The sequence below is a fragment of the Sphingobacteriales bacterium genome, from assembly GCA_016700115.1.
GTDB lineage: Bacteria > Bacteroidota > Bacteroidia > Chitinophagales > UBA2359 > UBA2359.
Window position 1 is genome coordinate 4,040,986 of the sequence record CP064999.1, and the last position, 23,616, is coordinate 4,064,601.

Here is a 23,616-nt window from a genome sequence, read left to right on the forward strand (position 1 = left end):
AAACGACACTTCGCAAAGCCATTAGAACCAATTTTTGCCAAAGAAAAGACTGATTAAAATGATGAAAAAAGTATCTTTGGCCGATACTATATATAAATGACAAAAGAAGTACAAATAGAACAAGGTTTTATAGAGAAACTGACGGACTTGAAATACACTTTCAGGGCAGACATTCGTGACAGAACCTCACTTGAAAAAAATTTCCGTGAAAAATTTCAGGCGCTTAATAGGGTAACCCTCAACGATGCTGAATTTGCCCGTTTACGGGATGAGATAATCAATTCAGATGTTTTTTTGTCCTCAAAACGGCTAAGAGAAATAAACACCTTTACCCGTGAAGACGGAACGCCTCTGCATTACACCTTGGTAAACATCAAGGACTGGTGCAAAAACGAGTTTGAAGTAATCAATCAATTGCGCATCAACACCACCAACAGCCATCACCGTTACGATGTGATGTTGCTGATAAATGGAATTCCCATTGTACAAATTGAGCTGAAAAGTTTGGAAATAAGTCCACGGAAAGCCATGCAGCAAATTGTGGACTACAAAAGCGATCCGGGCAACGGATATACCAATTCAATGCTTTGTTTTGTGCAGTTATTTGTGGTAAGCAACCGTTCAAACACCTATTATTTTGCCAATAACAATCCGGCACATTTCAGTTTTAATGCCGATGAACAGTTTTTGCCGATTTATCAGTTTGCCGGTGAAGACAATAAGAAGATTACCCACTTAGATGATTTTTCAGAAAAATTTTTGAGCAAATGCACCCTTAGCCAAATGCTCAGCAAATATATGGTATTGGTTGCCAGCGAACAAAAGTTGCTGGTCATGCGCCCTTATCAGATTTATGCCGTTCAGGCTATTGTCAATTCCATTCAGGAACACAAAGGCAACGGTTATATATGGCATACCACAGGAAGCGGAAAAACGCTGACTTCTTTCAAAGCATCTACCCTGCTTAAAGACAATCCGAATATTGAGAAATGTCTGTTTGTGGTTGACCGAAAGGACTTGGACAGACAAACCCGTGAGGAGTTCAACAAGTTTCAGGAAGGTTGTGTGGAGGAAAACACCAATACCGAAACTTTGGTAAGACGAATGCTTTCGGAAGATTACGCCAACAAAGTAATCGTTACGACCATTCAAAAATTAGGATTGGCTTTAGACCCGAACAACAAAAACAACTACAAAGAACGCTTACGGGCTTTAAGCGACAAACGCATCGTTTTCATTTTCGACGAGTGCCACCGTTCACAGTTTGGCGATAATCATAAAGCTATCAAAAAGTTTTTCCCGAAAGCGCAGTTATTCGGATTTACCGGAACTCCCATTTTTGACGACAATGCCACCTACAAGCAAATTGACGAAACAGTGGGCTCTTATGTAACCACCAAAGATATTTTCCAAAATCCGCTACACAACTACACCATCACACATGCTATTGAAGACAGAAACGTGTTGCGATTTCATATTGATTATTTCAAGCCTGAAAAAAATGTAACAGTTGGAAGCACAGAACACAAGAAAGCAGTTGTAAATGCCATTTTGAAAAAACATGATGCCGCAACACACAGCAAACGATTTAACGCTTTGTTGGCAACGGCTTCTATCAATGATGCCATTGAATACTATAATCTTTTCATACAGACAGGGCATACCCTTTCTCAACAAGATTCTGAATATATTCCCTTAAATATCGCCTGTGTATTTTCTCCGCCTGCCGAAGGAAACAAAGATGTTCAGCAATTGCAGGAAGACTTGGAACAGGAAAAAGCCGACAACAAGGTTGAACCCGAAAAGAAAAAGATAGCCCTTGAAGCCATTATCAGCGATTACAATAAACAATACGGTACCAACCATAGAATCACTGAATTTGACTTGTATTACCAGGATGTTCAGCAACGCATAAAATTTCAGAAGTTCAGCAATGCCGACTATCCGTACCAGAATAAAATTGATTTGGTGATTGTGGTGGATATGTTGCTTACCGGCTTTGACAGCAAATACCTGAACACATTGTATGTGGACAAGAATTTGAAATTCCACGGATTGATTCAGGCATTCAGCCGAACCAACCGTATTTTGAATGACACCAAACCATACGGAAACATTTTAGACTTCCGGCAACAACAAGCCGAAGTGGACAGAGCTATTGCCCTGTTCAGTGGAGAAGATACCGGACGGGCTAAAGAAATTTGGTTGGTTGAGCCAGCTCCGAAAGTAATTGAACAATACCAGGAGGCAGTGAAAGCCATGGAAAAGTGGATGAAAGACAAAGACATGGTAGCAGAACCGCATGAGGTTTACAACATCAAAGGCGATGCTGCCCGTGTGGAGTTTATCAACCGTTTTAAAGAAGTGCAACGTCTGAAAACACAACTTGACCAGTACACGGATTTAAACGAAGAACAAAAAGCAAAGATTGACGAACTATTGCCCGAAGAGCAATTGCGTTCGTTCCGAAGTTCGTACTTGGAAATTGCCAGGCAGCTCAAGGATATTCAGCAAAAAGAAGGCGACAAAGCTCCTGAAAACATTCAGCAATTGGATTTTGAATTTGTGTTGTTTGCTTCTTCGGTGGTGGATTATGATTACATCATGAACCTGATTGCCAAATACACACAAGGCACAGCGAAAAAACAAAAAATGACCCGTGAGCAATTGATTGGTGTATTGAGCAGCAGTGCCAATCTGATGGAAGAACGGGACGATATTATAGACTTCATCAAGACTTTGGAAGTTGGTAAGGCATTAAACGAGCAGGAAATTAAAGAGGGCTATCAAAATTTTAAGGAAGCTAAAATAGCCAAACTATTAGCTGAAATAGCCAACAATAACGCCTTGGAGTTTTCAGCTTTGCAGCAATTTACAGATGCCATCATTAGCCGAATGATTTTTGATGCCGACAAACTAAGTGAACTCTTTGCCCCTTTGGATTTAGGTTGGAAAGAACGCACCAAACGAGAACTGGCATTGATGGAAGAACTCATACCTGTATTGAGAAAAAAAGCAGAAGGCAGGGAGATTAGTGGGTTGAAAGCATATATCTGAACCATTGATTTTTGTGATTTAATGATTTACTATGATTAAAAAGAATATAAATACATGGAAGTTACTGTTATTGGCTCAGGCTACAAATTACTTAAATGTCTGAACCATTGATTTTTTTGTGATTAAATGATTTACTATGATTAAAGAAGAATACTGACACTTGGAACTTACTTCCAAATCAGAAGAATACTAATACTCGGAACTTATTGCCAAATCAATTGATAGTTGTGATTAAATGGTTTACTATGATTAAAGAAGAATACAAATACTCGGAACTTATTGCCAAATCAATTGATAGTTGTGATTAAATGATTTTCTATGATTAAAGAAGAATACTGACACTTGGAACTTACTTCCAAATCAGAAGAATACAAATACTCGGAACTTATTGCCAAATCATTTGAAATTTGTGATTAATTGGTTTACTATGATTAAAGAAGAATACTAATACTCGGAACTTACTGCCAAATCAATTGATATTTGTGATTAAATGGTTTGCTATGATTAAAGAAGAATAGAAATACTCTGAACTTACTTCCAAATCAATTGATAGTTGTGATTAAATGGTTTACTATGATTAAAGAAGAATACTAATACTCGGAACTTATTGCCAAATCAATTGATATTTGTGATTTAATGATTTACTATGATTAAAGAAGAATACAAATACTCGGAACTTATTGCCAAATCAATTGATAGTTGTGATTAAATGGTTTACTATGATTAAAGAAGAATACAAATACTCGGAACTTACTGCCAAGATAATTGGATGTGCTATGACAGTACATAGTGAATTGGGTAATGGATTTCAGGAATTGATTTACCAAAAGGCTTTGGCGATAGAATTGAGTTTACAAGGCATTTCATTTTCCAGAGAATACGAAATGCCGGTTTACTATAAACAACAACAAATCGGAACACGCAGAGTAGATTTTTTAGTAGAAGGATTTATCGCGTTAGAGTTAAAAGCCGTAACACAACTGGAAGATGTGTATTTGGCACAAGCTATAAATTACTTGGAGGCGTGTGATTTGGAAATAGGGCTTTTGGTAAATTTTGGAGCAAAAAGTCTTCAATTCAAACGCATTATCAATAGAAAATTCAAACAAAAAAATCAAGGAAATCCACTAATCAAAAAAATCAACGGTTCAGACAATGAGTAAGAACAGCGAAAATAAATTGGTGCCGAACCTGAGGTTTCCTGAATTTAAAAATGATGGTGAGTGGAAGGAAAGTTTACTTAATGAAGTATCTCCTGCAATATTTGATGGCACACATCAAACTCCAAAATACACTGAAAGTGGTGTTCCATTTTTCAGTGTTGAAAATATAATTAGTAGAAATAAAAATAAGTTTATCTCAAAGAAAGACTACCTTTTAGCAACATCAAAAAACAAACCTGAAAAAGGAGATATTATAATTACTCGAATTGGTAATATTGGAACATCAAAAGTTATTGATTGGGATTATGAATTTAGTGTTTACGTTACACTTGCTATCGTAAAGAAGTCATCAATTTTTGATTCACATTACTTACATAGTTATTTCCAATCAAGTAGATATCAAAAGGAAATATTAAGTAAATCTCTTTTAAATGCAGTTCCATGTAAAATTAACATGGATGAACTGCGAAAAACAAAGATTCTTCTTCCACCCGACAAAGAGAAAGCGGAACAACAAAAAATCGCCTCCTGTCTTTCGTCCTTAGATGAAGTCATTTCAGCCGAAAGCCAAAAGTTAGAAGTGCTGAAAGACCACAAAAAGGGCTTACTGCAAAATCTTTTTCCGAAAGAAGGGGAAACAGTGCCGAAGTTTCGGTTTAAGGAGTTTGAGGATAGTGGGGAGTGGGTGGAGAAGAAGTTGGGGGAAGTCTATGAATTTAAAGTTACAAACTCTTTTTCAAGGGATTGTTTACAATATGAAAATGGAGAAGTAAAGAATATCCACTATGGGGACATTCACACAAAGTTCAATACCCTTTTTGATATTTCAAAGGAAAATGTTCCTTTTATAAATTCTGATATTCCCATTGAAAAGATTAAAGAAGAATGCTATTGTAGAGAAGGAGATGTAATCTTTGCCGATGCTTCAGAAGATTTAAATGATGTTGGTAAAAGCATTGAGGTTATTAAATTAGATAACAAACGCCTTGTTTCTGGTTTACATACACTTCTGGCACGTCAAAGAGATTATATTTTAACCATTGGTTTTGGAGGATATTTATTCAAGTCAGATTGGATTAGAAAACAAATCCAACGAGAAGCACAGGGGGCAAAAGTATTGGGAATTTCTGCGAGTAGAATTTCCAATATCAATATTAAATTTCCAAAATCTAATTACGAACAACAAAAAATCGCCTCTACCCTTTCCTCCATAGACGATTTAATCAATGCACAAAATCAAAAATTGGAAGCGCTGCAATTGCACAAGAAAGGTTTATTGCAGGGGATGTTTCCAAATACACTTACGAATTAAAAATTACGAATTACGATATGAAAAGCGACAATATTGTTCAACAAAAATCATTTGCATTTGCACTAAGAATTGTAAATGCCTATAAGTTTTTAATCACAGAAAAGAAAGAGTTTGTCTTGTCGAAGCAATTACTCAGAAGCGGAACATCTATTGGGGCAAATATTGAAGAATCTATCGGCGGGCAATCAAATAAAGACTTTCTTTCCAAACTAAGTATTGCATACAAAGAAGCCCGAGAAACAATTTATTGGCTGAGGTTACTGCAAGCCGCAGATTATTTATCACAGCCCGAAGCAGACAGCTTATTGAATGATGCAGAAGAAATCTGCAAAATCCTCGGCAAAATTCAAATAACCCTAAAAAACCGCAATTCGTAATTTTTAATTCGTAATTGAAAATGAGTCATCAAAAAATATCCATCCGTTTTTTTAACGACCGTGAAGTAAGGGCGGTTTGGGATGAAGCCAATGCCAAATGGTGGTTTTCGGTTTTGGATATTGTAGGTGTGTTAAATGAAGAAAACGACTATGCTAAAATCCGCAACTATTGGAAATACCTGAAAGCCAAATTAAAAAAAGAAAATAATGAAGTGGTTAGTGCCACTACCCAGTTGAAGATTTTGGCACCAGATGGTAAAAGGCGTTTAACAGACACCCTGGATAGCCATGGAGTGGTTCAATTGGCGGGTAATTTTCCCAACAACCGGGCAATGAAATTTTTGGATTGGTTCCTTTACAGTGATACCGGCATTGACGGGCAAAGCAAAAAAAAAGCCTACACCCTTTTTGAAAGTAATCTGATCAACGAGTTTGAAGCAGGCACAACAAAAGGATTACAACAAATTCATGCTTATTTGTTTGGAGGCCTGTATGATTTTGCCGGTCAAATCAGGGAAAAAAGCATTTCAAAGGGAGGGTATCAGTTCGTTTATGCACAGCACTTAAAAGCCTCTTTACAGCAAATAGATGCCATGCCACAAACCACACTTGAAGAAATAATCCTAAAGTATGCAGCAATGAACAAGGCACATCCCTTTATGGAAGGTAATGGCAGAACGACAAGAATATGGCTGGATTTGCTTCTAAAAAAACAATTGAAAAAATGTGTGGATTGGAGCAAAATAAGCAAAGAGAATTATATGAACGCCATGATTATTAGTTCCGTTGATAGCTCGGTTCTGTTGCAATTGATAAAACCTGCACTTACCCATAAAATAAACGATAAGGAAATGTTTATGAAAGGCATTGACCATTCCTATTACTACGAAGAAAATTAAATACAATTACGAATTACGAATTACGAATTAAAAATTGCGAATTACGAATTACGAATTGCGAATTGCGAATTGCGAATTACGAATTACGAATTGCGAATTGCGAATTGCGAATTACGAATTAAAAATTACGAATTAAAAATTAAAAATTACGAATTACGAGTGAAAACAGACAATATCATACAACAAAAATCATTTGCATTTGCAATTCGTATTGTGAATGTTTATAAACACCTAATCACAGTAAAGAAAGAATTTGTTTTATCAAAACAACTACTGCGTTCAGCAACATCAATTGGGGCAAACATAGAAGAATCAATCGGAGGACAATCGGATAAAGATTTTCTTTCTAAACTAAGCATAGCATACAAGGAAGCAAGAGAAACTGTTTATTGGCTGAAACTTTTGCAAGCAACAGATTATTTAACGAATGAAGAAGCAAACAGTTTGTTGAATGATGCAGAAGAAATATGTAAAATTCTCGGCAAAATTCAAATTACAATAAAGAAACGTAATTCGTAATTTTAATTTTTTAATTGAATATGGATCAATTAGGCAATACACTTTGGAAAATCGCAGACGAATTGCGTGGTGCAATGAACGCTGACCAGTTCCGCGATTATATGCTTTCGTTTTTGTTCCTGCGTTATTTAAGCGATAACTACGAAACAGCAGCCAAAAAGGAATTGGGGAAAGATTATCCTGCACCAAATGGAAGCATTACACCGTTGGCAAAATGGTATCAGGAAAATCCGGATGACATCACCGATTTTGAAAAACAGATGCGAAGGAAGGTTCACTATGTAATTGAGCCAACGCATTTGTGGAACAGCATTGCCGAATTGGCCAAAACCCAAAGCAAAGAATTGCTTCGCACTTTGCAGGATGCTTTTAAATACATAGAAAACGAATCTTTTGAAAGCACCTTTCAGGGCTTGTTTTCCGAGATTAATTTAGATTCTGAAAAACTCGGCAAGAACTATGAAGAACGAAATAAAAAACTCTGCAACATCATTCAGAAAATTGCAGAAGGCATCAACAGCTTTGATAAAAACATTGATTACTTAGGCGATGCTTACGAATTTTTGATTGGAAAATTTGCGGCAGGTTCAGGACAAAAAGCAGGAGAATTTTATACCCCGCAACGTATTTCAGATATTCTTTCAGGCATTGTAACGCTTGACAGCCAGGACCCAAGCAAAGGAGAAAAGAAAAAGATTGAACGGGTTTTAGACTTTGCCTGTGGTTCGGGTTCATTGTTGCTGAACGTTCGCAAAAAAATGAATGATGCCAATGGAACAATCGGTAAAATATTCGGACAAGAAAAAAACATCACTACTTACAACTTAGCACGCATGAACATGCTTTTGCATGGTGTGAAGGATACCGAATTTGAAATTCATCACGGAGACACGTTGCTCAACGATTGGGAGATATTAAATGAAATGAATCCCGCTAAAAAGTTCGAATTTGATGCCATTGTTGCCAATCCGCCTTTCAGTTATCGCTGGGAACCAACAGAAGCGATGGGGGAAGATTTCAGATTTAAAAGTTACGGGCTTGCGCCTAAATCAGCAGCCGACTTTGCATTTCTATTACACGGGTTTCATTTCCTGAGTAAAGAGGGAACAATGGCAATCATTTTGCCACATGGTGTTTTATTCAGAAGCGGATCGGAAGAACGTATCAGAACAAAATTGCTTAAGGACGGAAATATTGATACCGTCATTGGACTTCCTGCCAACTTGTTTTTCTCAACTGGTATTCCCGTTTGCATATTGGTTTTAAAGAAGTGCAAAAAGTTTGACGATGTATTATTCATTAATGCCGTTGACCATTTTGAAAAAGGAAAACGACAAAACAACTTACTCCCTGAGAATATTGAAAAAATAATTGACACATACAGAAACCGTAAAGAAGAAATACGTTACTCCCGCAGAGTAACTATGGAAGAAATCGTGAAAAACGAATTCAACCTGAATATTTCAAGGTATGTAAGTACATCATTGGACGAAAAACTCATAGATTTGAAGGAGGTAAACAAAAAACTGGTTGCCCTTGACAATGATATAAAAAAAGCAAGAGAGACACACAATCAATTTTTAGAGGAATTGGGACTTCCACCAATTTAACTGAAAGCAATGCCAACCCTGTTTGCTATTACTTTGCCAATCCCACTTAAGCAGACAGATAAACACACGGAAATTTTAAACTTACAATGGTTTATTAAGGAGGGCTTAAAGAACAACGGCCGGTATCAGCGATAACAGTTTCCCAACTGCTAAAAAACCACGCATAACCTAAAAAATGCTAAGAAGTCTGTCTTTCAAATCTCCTGATGTTTGATGGTTTATCCGGTTATGAGAAATCAACCTGACACAAAAACCATTTACAATCAGCAACAGGTTACTGACAACCGGCAGGGTTGGTTAAAAAAACGGCTTTTCCCCCCAAAACTCACTTTATCAGGTTTTTAAAACACCGGTTTACAGAAATTACAATGGTGTTTTGTAAACAGATGCAGCATAAAACTCCGGTTAATTGTTAAAAATTTAACAGAAAGTTGTATTTCTGCCTATAAAATCCATTAAAGTATTAAATAAAGTTAAATAATCAAAATAAAGCTTAAATTTTAGTTTCCGTTTTAAATTTTTGTTACGGTTTAAGGTCTATCTGCTAAACCGAAAAAAATAAGCAATCACCGCAACAACAAACACAGAGTTAAAATAACAGTAAAAAAAAGAAAGCAATTCAACTCACTAAAAATTAAATAATTATTAACCAAAAATTCAAGCGCCATGAAAAGGATTCGCACAGTAAAAAATTTCAAAAACACATCTGATGAAGATTTGTTGGCAAAAGGCAGAAAAGTTCATCTTGACCTATCCGGAAATACGGATTTTCTGACACCGGTACCTGCTTTACCTGTACTTGAAACCGCACTCGATAACTATGAAATTGCAATTTCAAATGCAGCCAATGGGGGAAGGCACTTAGTTGCAACCAGAAATGAGAAAAGAGCAGTGGTTGTTGACATTTTGCAAAGATTGGGAACTTATGTAGATTTAAACAGTCCTGATATTGCATCCATAATTTTGGGTTCCGGTTTTGATATCTATACCACCGAACACGAAGTTGCACCTGCATCAGAAAAACCAACCATTGAGTATGCAAAAGACGCAGCACATAGCGGAGCTGTAAAAGTTAAATCATCAAAAATGAAACATGCTATTGCCAATCAATTGCGCTATACCTCTGATCCCTTTGGTCCGGAAGCAAGGTGGACTGAACTTCCCTCACAAACAAAAACTACCTTTCTTCTAAACGGCTTAACTCCCGGGGTGATTTATTGGTTTCAAACTTTAACCATCAGCACCAAAGGACGAAGCGATTGGTCAGACCCCTTTCAATTTATGGTTAGATAGAAACTGAAAAAAGAGGATTTAAAGAATTGCAATGAACCCTTGCCGGAAACGGTGAGGGTTTTTTTATTTTGGTTCAGTATGGTTGGGTTATTTGGTAAAGACTGAAAAGTTTCCGGTACGTTTTGGGTTTTACAGCATTTTATCTGATTTGTCTCCGGTTTAGTTCATCCCGATATTTTCGGGCATTGATTAAATGCTCTTCATAATTAGAGGCAAAATTATGATAGCCCGAAAAATCTTCCTTAGCACAGAAATAGATAAAATTATGAGCTTCGGGTTGCAAAACAGATTCTAAAGCCAAAAGAGAAGGAATTCGAATGGGTCCGGGAGGAAGTCCTATATTTTTATAAGTATTATAGGGAGAATCTATGGCGAGGTGTTCCGTAAGAATACGCTTCAGAGTAAAATCACCCACTGCAAACTTGACGGTTGGATCTGCCTGAAGCGGCATAAAAGCTTCCAACCGGTTGTAATAAACACCGGCAATACGGCTCATTTCATCATTTTTGGCGGTTTCTTCTTCTACAATGGAAGCAAGAGTAATGGCTTGAAAAGGAGTCAATTTGTGGTTCCTTGCTTTTTGTTTGCGTTCTTCTGTCCAAAAGTTATGATACTCCCGTTTCATTCGCTCAAAAAAATCATTTGCTGAAGTGTTCCAGTTAAACTGATAGGTATTTGCAATGAATATTGAAATTACATTTTCAGGGGTGAAGTTATGTTTGGCCAAAAAAATGCTGTCGCTTAACAATTGGTACAGTTCGACCGAATCGGCTTCTAATTTCTGACTGACCAATGAAACCAAATCCCCCTTTGTTCTGATGTTATGGATGGCAAGATTATAAGGGGTTTGTTTTCCCGACCTTAGTAAAGAAACTAATTCACGGTTACCCATATCTTTGTTGATCAAATATCTTCCGGCAAACACTTTTTGAGGATAGTTCATTTTGCGCGCAACCCAATCAAAGGTTAAATCATTTCGAATAATTCCCTGTTCTTTCAGTGCATTTTTTACCTGATCATACCCCCACCCTGTTTTAATGAACAATTCATGTTCCTGTATTTCACCCGATGGGTCAATGACATTGTCTTTAAAAATAGCCCAATACCCCACACCGGCCAAACATAATAAAAGTAGTATGGCCAACGAAAAAAAAGAAATCAAGAGTTTACTGAGAACCTGATTCATGTATTGACGAATTGATGTTTAAAAGTGAGTTAATCCCGAATGATCGGGATGCCAATCCTGCTGATATTAGTTCTGTAAATCTGATAGTCTGACATATCCACCATGCCATCATAGTTTAAATCGAGATCAGAATAAATTGATGTGGCAGGTTGATTTGAAAACCATTTATTAAAGTCAGTAAAAGAAATAATGCCGTCTTCTGAAATATCTCCGGCATATAACACATATTGGTTGCCAATTTGTTTGAGTTGATCTGCTCCTTCCCATACATTTTCCGGAAGGGTGAAATCTATCATAATGTCGTCAGACAAAACTACGGGCAAAGCACTCATAACCGGAAGATGGTTTCTTGTTTTTACAGATATATGGTAAGGTGTTGAAGGGGTTAATCCATATAACAAAACTTTGGGCTCCCCGGAATTTAACTGAGCAACATCCATTAAATATCCATCACTCTGCAACAATGCTGCCCGCTTTGAGATGACTTCCCCACTTATGGCATTGCGAACTTCTATCAATACCCAATCAACGATATTGTTGGGTAAAACCATCGGTGAAACCAACCCCTCCCCTCCTGAATAGTTCCATGGCTGGCGGTTGAATGGTTGGTTAATGGGTAAAAGCTGGGCATTATTAAGGGTTGTATTCATTACGCCCCAGGTAGTGTTATATGCTCCTTCCAAAAACAGCTTTACCCCTGTTTGTATGGCATCGGGGCAGTTTTCTACCGTAACCAAAACTTGTTTGGAATTTGAACAACCTATCTGATTAAATGATGTAACCGTATAAGTCGTTGTTGTCATTGGTAAGGCAACCGGATTTGATGAAGCCGGATTGTCTAAAGTCAATGCAGGTTGCCATTCATAACTGTTTCCCCCATAAGCAAATAAATCGGCAGTTTGACCAGCACAGATAGTTATAGAATCACTTGCCACAGTTACCATTGGAGGAGGGAAGTCTGCTGAAAAATCGTACAAAATAAGTTCACCGGTTTCAGCCGTGATATAAACTGACGAGCAATCCCGAAATACAACGGCTTCGGTTTGCTTGGGTGGAAATAATGGGGTTATTTGATACAACTGTTGCTGACCGGAAAAAAAATTATTGCCGGTGAAACTATGCAAAATATACAATCTCGTATAACAAAGCAAGGCAACTGCTTTTCCGGAAGGGGCTATATCCGCAGCCGTAACCTGAAAAAAAGTATAAAGGCTGTCTATTAAGTTTGCAGTATAATCTCCGGCAACCGAAGGAAGTGAATACAGTTTGCTGTAACCGGTTCCCATTGCCGAAAAGGAAAGCACGTTTTTAGAAAATAAATAAAGAGAGTCTTCTCTATAAATCATGGCTTCCATATCAAAGTTAAAAGCTGCGGGAGGTGGAGGAAACAAAGTTTGGTCAGGGTAATTAAAGTTGATTGCAGCAGCTATTGCCTGTGCCGGTAATCCGTTTACAGGAACTTTTAAAATTTTCAGATTTGTTCGATTGTTTCCATTATTCCCAAAATCTCCGATATACAGATATCCTTGATTGTCCTGAGCTAAATCTTCCCAGTCAATATTGTTAAAGTTGGTTATTTGCAAAGTATGTATTAATTCACCGTTGATATCAAATAAATAAAGTTCGGGTAAACCTCCGCTATCGTTATGCGACCAGAAATAGGCGGAATTTTCAGGATAAGATGCCAAACCGGATGATTCATTAATCACGGATGGAAGGGTTCCTATCGTAGTTTGCTGGGCGTTAATTACTCCCCATGCCATAAAAAAAACAAACCCAAACAGAACCATTTGTTTGGTGTGAAATTTAATATTCATGGCACAAAAATAGCAAAGAAGGTTGATTTTAAGTTTTTTACTTAACTTGCGAGTTAAATTTGAGCTGTTCATACAGCAGTAAGTTTAAGTTTTCAACTCTGACAAAATGCCCGAAACGAATCCGGTAAAAATAGTAATCCACTATGCCCCGGAAGATGCAGTTTTTTTTACTGTGTTAAATAAGCAGTTATCCTTGCTGGAAAGGCAAGGAATAGTCAGTTTATGGCATAACGGTAAAGTTCAGTTAGGAGCAAATATTTTGAAGGAAACAATTGAGCAAATACAAGTTGCACAATTAGTAGTTTTACTTGTCAGCATAGACTATTTAACTTCTGTTGATTTTGGAACAATAGCTAACTTATTCAAAGGGTTGCCAAATACAGCGATAGTGCCGGTAATAACCGGTTATTGTAATTGGGAATTATACCCGGAGCTTACAAATTATAACGCATTACCCTTAGATAAAACCCCGATTAGCGATAAATCAGAAAAAGCAATTTTTGAAGAAGTCATTCATGTGCTGACCAAACAAATCACTGATATTTCAGCACATCCGGAGCTATTCAAACCCAAACGAGTTCATTTGCCGGGTAATCTCCCAAACAATTCTAATGACCAACACGAAGTCAAACTTTTGCCATTAAAATACACTTGTAACCGCAGTACACAGAAAGGCGAATTTCTTAAGAGTACATTGATTTCCCGTAATGAGAGGATTCAATATTTCTATATAAGGGGAATTGTACGGCAATCTACCGAAGGCTTGTTCAGAAGATTTTACTATCAGGAAATCCCGAAATTTTACAGAAACAAAAACATCTCTCCACATTTTGTTTATGTGCCTGTTGTTCCTGACAATGACCTTCAGGTTTTCATTCTTAATTTTTTGGATGAATTATCCATGCAGTTAAAAAGCAACAATGACGATATTTACACAGATCAAAACATCACTGCCTTGTTGAATGCCGTTTGCGTTAAATCTTATGATGTGGTTTGTGTTGGATTTAAAATGAGAAGTGAAGTTTGGAACCAACAGGTACCGGCTTTTATTCGATGGTTTATAGACAATTTTTGCAAACACAACAGAACCGATATTCCGCAGTTTTTATTTTTTTTCATGATAGATTATGCCGAAGTTCAGCACAAAACACAAATTGAACTTGAATTGCTGCAACTTCAAAAGGAACTGAAAGAAAACAATACAGAAGTTTCCTTGCTTTCTCCATTGCAACAAGTTTCGTCAGTGGACGTGGATGTTTGGTTAGATACCTATCTTCAAGATCCGGATAAACAAGCGAACTTAAAGGAACAGTATTTCAAAGATCAAACTCAATATGATATGTATGATATTGAGCGGAATCTGGAACTTATCATCAAACAATATAACCGCGAAATTCAAAAAGCGTTAGATGATTAAATCTTTTTTAAATTTTTTGCCCTGTTAAACAGATATTTGCGAAAGACTCAACACCTTGATTTTACTCTAAAAAAAGACCATACACCTTTCATTCAACTAACCAACCTGCAATCAATAGCCATGTCCGATTTTACTTTACTGCTCAAAGACATACAAACTCCAAACTTCAACAAACCAAAGCCTCATACCTATCAGTTAGATGATGCTTTAAAGGCTGCTGTTGAAGTAGCTATTCAACTTGGTCAGCCTCTTTTAATTACCGGAGAACCGGGTACCGGTAAAACACAACTTGCTTATAAAGTAGCTTTTGACCTGAATAAGAACAATCCCAATTTTTTGCAGCTCCCTCTGGTCTTTCATACCAAAACCGGCTCTAATTCAAACGATTTATTTTATTTGTATGATGCCATCCGCCATTTTCATGATGCAAGCATTAAAAAAGCGGAGGGGGAAACACTTCCTGATATTGGCACTTATATAGAATTTCAGGCTTTAGGGAAAGCTATTGCACTCACACAACCGCTTACAGACCAAAGCAGGAAGTTTCTGCGTGGAGGACAACTTGAAAGTTTTATAGGCGGTTCGGTTGTATTGATTGACGAAATTGACAAAGCTCCCCGTGATTTCCCAAACGATATACTCTACGAAATAGAACGGTACGCATTTGAAATTAAAGAAGACAATAACCGGGAAATTGTCAAAGACGATAATCACAAGATTATTGTCATAATGACCAGCAATTCTGAGAAAAACCTGCCGGACGCATTTTTGCGTCGTTGTATATTTTACCATATACCATTCCCAGATGAAAAAAAACTGCTCAGTATTGCATTGAGCCATCTCGGCTCTGAATCCCCTTATGCCAGTGAAAAGCTGATTAAAACATTTATGGAAATCAGGAATTTGTTGCCAAAGAAAAAACCTGCAACGGCAGAGCTTATTGCCTGGTTAAAAATGTTAGAATCTAAAAATTTCCTCGATAAACCGACTTCTGAGCAGGAAAAAATTATGCGGATCAGCTACTCTATTTTAGCAAAAACTTTCGATGATTTCAAAGAGCTAATAGGTTAGCGTTTTCATTTTAAAAAACATTTTGAGCATCGTTCTGTTACTTGTTGCATATTCTTTTGTTTAATGATAAGAGATATATGTTAAAAAAAATCAAAAAAAGAAGGAATTGTGCGGTTTTAAACAAAAGCCGATATACTTTTGTAAATCCAAGTTTTAGTAACTTTAAATTAAATTAAGCACTGTGGACAGAGAGAAAAAGTTTATTAAGCGCCCCAATTACAAAGAAGAAAGTGTGTTTTCGAAAAGATTGAAAGCAGGTAAAAGACGTACTTATTTTTTTGATGTAAAAACCACGCTATCCAATGATTATTTTCTGACCATCACAGAAAGTAAAAAACGTTTTGAGGGAGAGGGATATGAAAGACACTCATTGCATCTTTACAAGGAAGATTTTAACAAATTTGTCCAATCTATGCAGGAAGTTATTGACTATATCAAGACTGAATTGATGCCTGATTATGATTTTGATGAATTTGACCGGAGAGAAAGGTATCAAACCGATGAACTTGAAGAAGGCATAGTTTCTGAAGAACAACCTATTATTGAAGACTCGAATAACGAACAAGAAAACAAAGAAGCTACATCACAAGATACCAAAGAACTTCCGCTTGACGAAGAGGAGTTAAAATGGGATTAATCGTTGTGTCATTTAAATAGTAATTCTAATTGCCCTTAACTGTTTCAATTGGAATTTTCTGCTTTTTTGTAAAGTCCTCCTTGTTTTTTCATGTGCTTTGTTGTTTAGATTAGTATTGAATTGCCGGAAGTTAAATCAGCATCTACGCTAAAAAAAGTTAAGGCTATCCACAAAAACAACTATTGCAACATGTACGTGTTCTATAATTTTACCATAGAGCAAAGCCATTATGATGTTTAAGCCTGTTTTTATATGTTCCCAAAAGGAAATTGTTATTTCATACGGAAAAAAGTTTTTTTTCGTACTCTTCGCAATGTCTGTATGTTTGAATGTTTCTTTAGCACAAGTCAAGTTAGTAGGTACTGCGAGAAAACTTGAAGAAAACAGATATAGGCTGACCCGTGAAATTCCTTCTTCAGTTGGTGCAGTATGGTCAGAGAGTACAATAGATTTTAACGAGGCATTTGAGGTAAATTTTGATATTTTTCTGGGATGTGGCAAAAACATGGGAGATGGTGTAGCCTTTGTTTTTCAACAACAAGGCAGCAAAGCACTTGGCAATGTCGGATCCGGACTTGGTTATAAGGGAATCTCCCCATCGCTTATCATTGAGTTTGACAATTATCTGAATGAATTTGAAAGTTTTTTCCCTTCTTCAGAAACGCATGTCGCCATATTAAAAAATGGCAGTAATGACCATTTATCAGCGAATAATTTAGCAGGTCCTGTTTTGATAAATCCTGAAAAATCCGGAAGCAACAATCGTTGTAAGTATCACAAGGTGAGTGTTGTTTGGGAACCAGGCACACAAACCTTAGAAGTTTTTGTAGATGACAAATTTGTTTTGTCTTATACCGGAGATGTCATCAATTCGGTGTTTAAAGGTAAATCAGAGGCATTTTGGGGGTTTACGGCTGCAAGTTCAAAGTCAAGAATTGCTGCTCAGGGCATTGTTTTAAAATTCAAGCCAATGTCAGTTAAGTTTACATCCACTATTCCGAAATGTCCGGGAAGTTCTGATGCTTTGATTGTTACCAAAGTTAGCGGAGGATTAGGCGGATATTCTTTTAAATGGTCGAATGGGGATAAAAACAGAAATTTAAAAAATGTCAAAGCAGGCACCTATCAAATCACCGTTTCTGACAACTGGGGAAATAAATTGGTGGAGTCTGTAACAGTTAAAGATCCTGCTCCGGTTCAAATTTCTGAAATAGCTGAAACACAGATTAACAGTATTTACAACTGGAAATGCAAACCAAGCGGTGGCTCATCTCCTTATCAGGTACAAAAGGGGTATGTGATTCTTGAAGGGGAGGCTGCAAAGAAAGCGGCTACTTTTCATTCAATGACCCCAAAACCCAAAAAAATGACTTTGGTCTATGAAGATCAGGGTTTAACTGCATTAGAAGCCCATATTGATAAAGCATCGCTCCAAAATCCGGTTGCAATAGTTGGCTTCATTCAGGTAACTGATGCGAATGGTTGTAGCCGAACCGAATATGTTCCGTTTGCCACCCGATTATACCCACTGCCGGAACCTCCTCAGCCTGTAACTCCCATTATAACCATGGAAATGGACTCTTCAATTACTAATAATATCATACAACCTACTATTCCGGAGATTTTAGATACTGATCCGTTTTCGGATGAAAATTTAGAAAATGTCAGAATAATATATACAGAACGAAACGTTCCTGCATATTTGAATGACCGCAGTGTAAAAACCGGGAAACGCGTTTTTATCAGCAGCGAAACTATTGAGGTTCAGGTATGGGATGATAATTATGAGGACGGCGATACCATTTCACTCTATTTTAATGGTGAATGGGTGTTAAAAGAGTTTGGTCTAAAAACAAAACCCCATAAACTAACTATCAGTGTTGACAGAAATGCGGACAACTACTTAATCCTCTATGCACATAATGAAGGTTTGAGACCGCCAAATACTGCAGCACTGACCATAAAAGACGGAAAGAAAACCAAAAGAATTGCGTTAAGTTCGGGATTGAATTATTGCGATGCCCTAAACTTCAGGTTTAAGGACAACGATTGATAAAAGAAGCTGCCTGACAAATTTCAACTTTAGAATCTGGGGCAATAGATTTCTTGTTTTGGTGAGCGGTTAAAGGTGCCTACATGAACAAGTGAAATTTCTATGCCACCGCGATGATTGGTTGCCGGAACTAAGGAAGAAGTATTGACATCATAAGACAATAAGACCCGATATTTATTAAACTCAATACCGGTCAATGCAATGACCGCATCATCCCATCTGTACCATCCTCCGACATACAAATTGAACGATTTTGCGTTTCGCCCATAACTTCCGTTATTGGTAGTCCAAACAATATTGCTGCCAAAAACAATTTCGGATGCTTGTTTTTGTGAAGAATAATAAGCTCCCGGTTCTACAATTACCTGACCGATATTAATTGCAGCTCCGGCATTGAACGCCAATCTTGTACCAAGGCGGTTGTCGGTATCGTAAAAGGTTTCGACCGGACGGTTGACATGTAATGCAGCACCTCCGAGATGAAAATTGAAACGGTTTGGAATGTGATAGGTGATGGTAGCTCCTGCCGCTACATCTAAATAACCGAAAGATTCAGTACTCAGATTTTCTAAATTAGGAGCATTCAGGTCAAAATTGATTTCACTCCACTGATTGCCGAAATAAAGTTTTTGAAAATCAATTCGCCGCTGTCTGAAAGCTGCGCTTGCACCTGCCGAAAGATAAAGATTGGGTGTTAATGATTTGTGACCGGCTACTGAACCTCTGATTTCGAGCATTGACAAACGACCGTCTCCGGCATAATCGTATAAAAAGTGCAAACCGGTTCCTAACCAATCCATTGCACCGTTTTTGTGCTTATATTTTAACAAGCCAAGGTCTGCATAAGCCGAAATAGTTCGGTAAGGAGCAGGAACAGATTGCCATTGATTTTTTGCGTTTAATCCTACCCTGTAATCCCCATTAAAATTACCGGTCATTGAGGGGTTGATGCGGATGGCATCTGTGTAAAACTGAGAATAATGAATGTCCTGAGCCGTTAAAACAGAGGTAAGGGTAAACAGAACTATATATACAAGGTTTGTGATTTTTCTTTTCATGGTCATTGGAATATTTTAAATTTACTAAAGAGTTTTTTAACGCAACAAAGCAATGTTTCCGCTTCTGGTAACAATTTCACCGCTTTGCAGAGTGGCTTCGAGCGTATAGACATAGATTTCGTTTTCCTGCAAAACGTCTTCAAAATATCCGTCCCATCCCTGATTTGGGTCGTTAGTCGCAAACATCAACTTGCCCCAACGGTTAAAAATTCTGAATTCCATACTTTGAATATTGGAACGGCCTTCTACATAAACGATGTCATTGATATTATCATTATTAGGGCTAAATGCGTTTGGAACCCCCAGTTTCGAATCATCCAAAACTGTGATTGGCAGACATATTTCGTCATTACAATCTTCGGCGTTTAGAGCTGTCAGACAGATTGTAAAACTTCCAACCTGACTAAATTCAACCGTGGGGTTGGTTTCGCTGGAGGTTGAGCCATTACCAAAGTCCCAGTTATAGGCTACTGCATTCGTGCTGCTGTTCGTAAAAGTTACCGGGCTGTTGACTAATATTTTTTCGGAAGAAACGAAAGACGCAATTGCAAAGGAGTAAACTTCGACAAAGGCAGTAATGGTATCGGCTATGTTGCAGGCTCCTGTTTGTGTAGCAATCAGGCTGATCGGGTAACTACCCGGCACATCAATGACATGACTTGCGTTTTGCCCTTGCAAAGTTGTGTTGTCTATCAGCCATGTGTAGGAAGTTGCCCCGGTATTTTCTGCCACTAAACCGACCGTCAGCGGGGCGCAACCATTAAGCGGCGGTAAAAACTGGGCAGTGATTTCATTGCCGGGCAACAACGTGAAGGTAGTAGTGGTCGTGTTTTCCAGAATACAAATTCCTGTGGGATTGCTGACTGTCAGGCTGACGGTGAAATCTCCCGTTGTACTGTAAGTATGAGAAACTGACGCACCATTTCCGGTGTTACCATCCCCGAAATCCCAAAAATAATCTGAAATATTGGAAGCTGTTGCAGCATCAAACTGTACCGTTAAGGGAGCGCAAACCGGAGGGAGTATTTGCGTAAAAGATGCAGTTAAAGGTGTACTTGGCAACACTGTCAAAGTTACAACTGCAGTATCCGATAAATTACAAGCAAGCGGATTGTCAGCAATTAAGGTAACATTGTAAAATCCCGGGTTGCTGAATGTATGTGTAGGAGTTGTTTCGTTGGAAATCGGACTTCCGTCGCTAAAATTCCAGGTATAAGTCGTGGCATTCAGGCTGTTATTGCTGAAAGTAAAAGTCAGCGGGGCACATTCAGTTACCAGGTTGTCGGTCAGAGCAACTACAGCATCAGCAGTAAAACTGATGGTTTGATAGGATGTGTCCGGGTCAAAACAACCCAATGTGCTGCTTACAATTAACATGACCTCGTAAGTGCCCGGAGAACTGTAAATATGAGCAGGGTTTTGCTCGGTGCTTGTTGTAAAATCGCCAAAATTCCAGAAATGTGTCAAACCATCTAAATCCGTGTTAAAATTATACTGATAGATGTCGCAGTCTGTGTTTTGTGTATAGGTAAACTCAGAAGTAACCTGAGCAGGGTTAACTGCCAATACATTCAAATAGATAGTATCTGCAAAATTGCAGCTCAACGGGTTGATGGCAATCATCATGACTTCATAAAGTCCTGCAGTAGTAAAGGTATGTTCAGGAGAAACATCTGTGGAAGTAGTTCCATCTGCAAAATCCCAGAAATAGGTCATTGCATCAATACTGAAGTTGGAGAATGAAACCGTATAAGGGATACAACCGACTGCAGCAGGAGAAGCAGTTGCTTCAGCAAGCACCCCTGCCTGCTCAAAGTCAAATTTGAAAACGACCAAATCCCAGGAAGAGTTGATATTGGTGTTTTCATAAGCAGTGGGGGTTGTAGGGAAGTTTGCGGCTGAGGTACAAACAGCCTGATAAACCACTCCGCGGTCATTGTACCGGCAGGTGCCCCCATCAACATGCTCAGACCCGGTAGGGCTTCCAAAGTAAGTGCCGTATAAAAGTCCGGCTGCTTCGGCTTCAAGCACAATAAAATAAAAATCACCGGAACCATTTACCGTTGCCCAGGCATCGGGAGTTGTCGGCATTCCGGAGTTGCCGGTAAATCCTCCCGCATAAATCCGGTTGCAGTTATCCACCAAAAAGGCTGTTGGGTTAATAGACATTGATGTAACTCCTACCCTGGTACTGTAGAGCAGGGTGTTTAATTCCGGATTTAAAGCCATTAAAAACATTTTTCCGCCTGCGTTGGAATAGGTACCCGGCGTGATGATAAAGTTTCCATCGGTCAGACCATAGAGGCAGACATTGTTGTCTCTGTCAAAATCTATAAAAAAGGCGATATCGCTTTGGTTGGTATTGACAAAAGTGGTGGCTAAATTGGTAGTGCCATTTGCGCTGAGATGAGTTACGAAGCCATCCGGCGAAGTTGAACCGGTTATCATGGAAGTTGTTTGGTATGCTCCTGTTGTAACGGGGAAATTAATGCTTGAAGTTCCACCGCAAACAAACACACTTTGGTTCTCAGCTATCCTGATTCCTAAAGCCGCATCGTCTGCTGTACCACCGAGATAGGTACTCCAGATCAGGTTGGTGAGGTTGGGGTTCATTTTTACCACTACCCCATCCCATCCACCGCCATGTGTGGTTTGGAAGGCACCCGGTGTAACCGGAAAATTATTGGAATTGGAATAGCCTGCAAGGTAAACGTTATTGTCTTCGTCAATCATCAGTTCTCCAAGGAGACCATAGGTAATTCCAGACCAGCCACTCAACAACTGCCCTTCTTCGTTTGAACCACCCAGAAAAGTAGAGCCTATCAAAGTGCTGCCATCTTCACTGAGGATGGTAACCCCGAAATCACTTGTTCCATTGAGGGAGTTGTCAATTGTGCCTGCTAAGGTTGGGTAATTTGAAGAGCCGGTTTTTACCAGCAGAATAATTTCGTTGTTGTAATTGGTGATGAGGTTGCAGGTAAGGTCTTCATTAGAGCCACCGACATAGGAGGCGTATTCCAGGGTTGAACCATCGGGGCTGTAACGACTGATAGACGCATCGGTAGAACCGTTAAAAGAAACATCATAAGCGCCGGTTGTTACGGGATAGCCTGTTCCAAAAGCACGGCCTGAACCGAATATTTCGTCATTTTGACCATAAGTGGCCGAATGTCCGTAAACGGTGCTTGAACTGCCGGAATAAGTGGAGGCCACTAAAACGGGGTCAATTACCAATTCAATATCCTTTTGATAGCCTTCGGGAAAAATGAAACTAACCTGATTGCCTTGCAAATGATATTTACAAACAACCGGTATCGTTGTTCCGTTAATTATCTGATAGGCAAACGGAGATAATTCAACAGCTTCAGCCACAGAAGTAGAAAGGAAAAGGTGACCGTCTTTGACACAGATGTCTGCCTGACCGGTGTAGTTCAGTTGGATTTGTCCGGGGTCAACATTTGGGGAAATGATCCAATCGTACTTGAAATTGTTATGGCTGCTGTACACCTTCAAATTGATGCCCTGATAGATTTGTTTGTATAAAAGGGATTTGGCAGGATGGATATTACTTGCCCATTTCGAAGGATCGTTTCCGATAAAATAATTATACCTTTCCGATAAAACCTCCTGCTTTTCAATGACCGGATTTGTGTTTGCCTCCAAAAAATTTACTTTAACGGCATGTACATTGATATTCCCGTTATAGCTTTCGTAATAAGGATTACTCTCATGTTCACAAACAGGATTGGCTCCGTTATGCTCTAAACCACAGTGCGCAGCGGCATCAACTTGTGCAGGGTCAAAAAACACAAACGAAAACCCCTGCCGCTCTGTATAAATTTCCTGCCCGGGTACATTTGCCTGAAACAAAACATTGGGATTCCATTGCCCTTTGTTTTCAATAAACTTTAAATATGCCGGATGTTGATTGGGATTTGCTTTCAGCTCCCCGGTATAAAAAGTAATAATCGTTAAAACAAAGAGGAGCAAAAAATGAGTAGGTAAGTAATTTTGCTTCATAAGCGTTTGATTTGTGTGAAGATTAGTCAGATGGTGAATAGACAAATTGGGTTGTATATTGTCTGAATATCGTTACAAAATAGGAAATTTTGAATAAAGTTCGTAGGATTTATAACTCACGGTTCAT

16 protein-coding genes are annotated in these 23,616 nt (G+C 38.3%); 12 read left to right on the forward strand and 4 right to left on the reverse strand.

The window, feature by feature from the left end:
• Positions 1-96: 96 nt before the first annotated feature.
• The 8 genes from IPM47_14315 to IPM47_14350 all read left to right on the forward strand — a co-directional run bounded on the left by IPM47_14315 (position 97) and on the right by IPM47_14350 (position 10,230).
• A complete protein-coding gene (locus IPM47_14315) occupies positions 97-3,057 on the forward strand; it encodes a type I restriction endonuclease subunit R (protein ID QQS28038.1) in 2,961 nt (986 codons plus the stop codon).
• A 719-nt stretch (positions 3,058-3,776) separates the two neighbouring features.
• Positions 3,777-4,220 carry a GxxExxY protein gene (locus tag IPM47_14320; protein ID QQS28039.1) on the forward strand — a complete coding sequence of 148 codons (444 nt, stop codon included), beginning with the start codon at positions 3,777-3,779 and terminating at the stop codon, positions 4,218-4,220.
• 454 nt (positions 4,221-4,674) lie between these two features.
• Entirely contained in the window at positions 4,675-5,532 is an 858-nt protein-coding gene (locus tag IPM47_14325) for a restriction endonuclease subunit S (protein QQS31483.1), read from the forward strand.
• A 17-nt stretch (positions 5,533-5,549) separates the two neighbouring features.
• Complete coding sequence (locus IPM47_14330) at positions 5,550-5,909, forward strand: four helix bundle protein (GenBank protein ID QQS28040.1); 360 nt, start codon at positions 5,550-5,552, stop codon at positions 5,907-5,909.
• 20 nt (positions 5,910-5,929) lie between these two features.
• A complete protein-coding gene (locus IPM47_14335; GenBank protein QQS28041.1) occupies positions 5,930-6,808 on the forward strand; it encodes a Fic family protein in 879 nt (292 codons plus the stop codon).
• A gap of 159 nt (positions 6,809-6,967) precedes the next feature.
• A complete protein-coding gene (locus IPM47_14340) occupies positions 6,968-7,327 on the forward strand; it encodes a four helix bundle protein (protein QQS28042.1) in 360 nt (119 codons plus the stop codon).
• Between the two features lie 20 nt (positions 7,328-7,347).
• Positions 7,348-8,937 (forward strand): type I restriction-modification system subunit M, encoded by a 1,590-nt coding sequence (locus IPM47_14345; protein ID QQS28043.1) that lies wholly within the window; start codon positions 7,348-7,350, stop codon positions 8,935-8,937.
• A gap of 666 nt (positions 8,938-9,603) precedes the next feature.
• Entirely contained in the window at positions 9,604-10,230 is a 627-nt protein-coding gene (locus tag IPM47_14350) for a fibronectin type III domain-containing protein (GenBank protein QQS28044.1), read from the forward strand.
• A 139-nt stretch (positions 10,231-10,369) separates the two neighbouring features.
• Here the strand turns inward: IPM47_14350 and mltG are convergent, their stop codons facing one another.
• A complete protein-coding gene (gene mltG / locus IPM47_14355; GenBank protein ID QQS28045.1) occupies positions 10,370-11,416 on the reverse strand; it encodes an endolytic transglycosylase MltG in 1,047 nt (348 codons plus the stop codon).
• Positions 11,417-11,445: 29 nt separating this feature from the next.
• Positions 11,446-13,233: a hypothetical protein gene (locus IPM47_14360; protein QQS28046.1), complete on the reverse strand. Its 1,788-nt coding sequence runs from the start codon at positions 13,231-13,233 to the stop codon at positions 11,446-11,448.
• Between the two features lie 106 nt (positions 13,234-13,339).
• On the opposite strand from IPM47_14360, the gene IPM47_14365 reads away from it, so the two are divergent.
• The 4 genes from IPM47_14365 to IPM47_14380 all read left to right on the forward strand — a co-directional run bounded on the left by IPM47_14365 (position 13,340) and on the right by IPM47_14380 (position 18,411).
• Complete coding sequence (locus IPM47_14365) at positions 13,340-14,650, forward strand: hypothetical protein (GenBank protein QQS28047.1); 1,311 nt, start codon at positions 13,340-13,342, stop codon at positions 14,648-14,650.
• Between the two features lie 120 nt (positions 14,651-14,770).
• Positions 14,771-15,721 carry a MoxR family ATPase gene (locus tag IPM47_14370; GenBank protein ID QQS31484.1) on the forward strand — a complete coding sequence of 317 codons (951 nt, stop codon included), beginning with the start codon at positions 14,771-14,773 and terminating at the stop codon, positions 15,719-15,721.
• Positions 15,722-15,923: 202 nt separating this feature from the next.
• Complete coding sequence (locus IPM47_14375) at positions 15,924-16,358, forward strand: DUF3276 family protein (protein ID QQS31485.1); 435 nt, start codon at positions 15,924-15,926, stop codon at positions 16,356-16,358.
• Positions 16,359-16,671: 313 nt separating this feature from the next.
• The gene (locus tag IPM47_14380; protein QQS28048.1) at positions 16,672-18,411 is read left to right on the forward strand and encodes a hypothetical protein; all 1,740 of its coding nucleotides are present in this window, start codon (positions 16,672-16,674) and stop codon (positions 18,409-18,411) included.
• Positions 18,412-18,440: 29 nt separating this feature from the next.
• Here IPM47_14380 and IPM47_14385 read toward each other — a convergent pair whose 3' ends face one another.
• Both IPM47_14385 and IPM47_14390 read right to left on the reverse strand, forming a co-directional pair.
• Entirely contained in the window at positions 18,441-19,469 is a 1,029-nt protein-coding gene (locus IPM47_14385) for a PorP/SprF family type IX secretion system membrane protein (protein QQS28049.1), read from the reverse strand.
• Between the two features lie 36 nt (positions 19,470-19,505).
• Positions 19,506-23,489 carry a PKD domain-containing protein gene (locus IPM47_14390; GenBank protein ID QQS28050.1) on the reverse strand — a complete coding sequence of 1,328 codons (3,984 nt, stop codon included), beginning with the start codon at positions 23,487-23,489 and terminating at the stop codon, positions 19,506-19,508.
• Positions 23,490-23,616: the final 127 nt, after the last annotated feature.

Excerpts from the sequence above, each read along its gene's own strand:
- IPM47_14315 (QQS28038.1), top strand. The coding sequence starts at position 97 with ATGACAAAAGAAGTACAAATAGAACAAGGTTTTATAGAGAAACTGACG.
- IPM47_14320 (QQS28039.1), top strand. The coding sequence starts at position 3,777 with ATGATTAAAGAAGAATACAAATACTCGGAACTTACTGCCAAGATAATT.
- IPM47_14325 (QQS31483.1), top strand. The coding sequence starts at position 4,675 with ATGGATGAACTGCGAAAAACAAAGATTCTTCTTCCACCCGACAAAGAG.
- IPM47_14330 (QQS28040.1), top strand. The coding sequence starts at position 5,550 with ATGAAAAGCGACAATATTGTTCAACAAAAATCATTTGCATTTGCACTA.
- IPM47_14335 (QQS28041.1), top strand. The coding sequence starts at position 5,930 with ATGAGTCATCAAAAAATATCCATCCGTTTTTTTAACGACCGTGAAGTA.
- IPM47_14345 (QQS28043.1), top strand. The coding sequence starts at position 7,348 with ATGGATCAATTAGGCAATACACTTTGGAAAATCGCAGACGAATTGCGT.
- IPM47_14350 (QQS28044.1), top strand. The coding sequence starts at position 9,604 with ATGAAAAGGATTCGCACAGTAAAAAATTTCAAAAACACATCTGATGAA.
- mltG (QQS28045.1), bottom strand. The coding sequence starts at position 11,416 with ATGAATCAGGTTCTCAGTAAACTCTTGATTTCTTTTTTTTCGTTGGCC.
- IPM47_14360 (QQS28046.1), bottom strand. The coding sequence starts at position 13,233 with ATGAATATTAAATTTCACACCAAACAAATGGTTCTGTTTGGGTTTGTT.
- IPM47_14365 (QQS28047.1), top strand. The coding sequence starts at position 13,340 with ATGCCCGAAACGAATCCGGTAAAAATAGTAATCCACTATGCCCCGGAA.
- IPM47_14370 (QQS31484.1), top strand. The coding sequence starts at position 14,771 with ATGTCCGATTTTACTTTACTGCTCAAAGACATACAAACTCCAAACTTC.
- IPM47_14380 (QQS28048.1), top strand. The coding sequence starts at position 16,672 with ATGTCTGTATGTTTGAATGTTTCTTTAGCACAAGTCAAGTTAGTAGGT.
- IPM47_14385 (QQS28049.1), bottom strand. The coding sequence starts at position 19,469 with ATGAAAAGAAAAATCACAAACCTTGTATATATAGTTCTGTTTACCCTT.
- IPM47_14390 (QQS28050.1), bottom strand. The coding sequence starts at position 23,489 with ATGAAGCAAAATTACTTACCTACTCATTTTTTGCTCCTCTTTGTTTTA.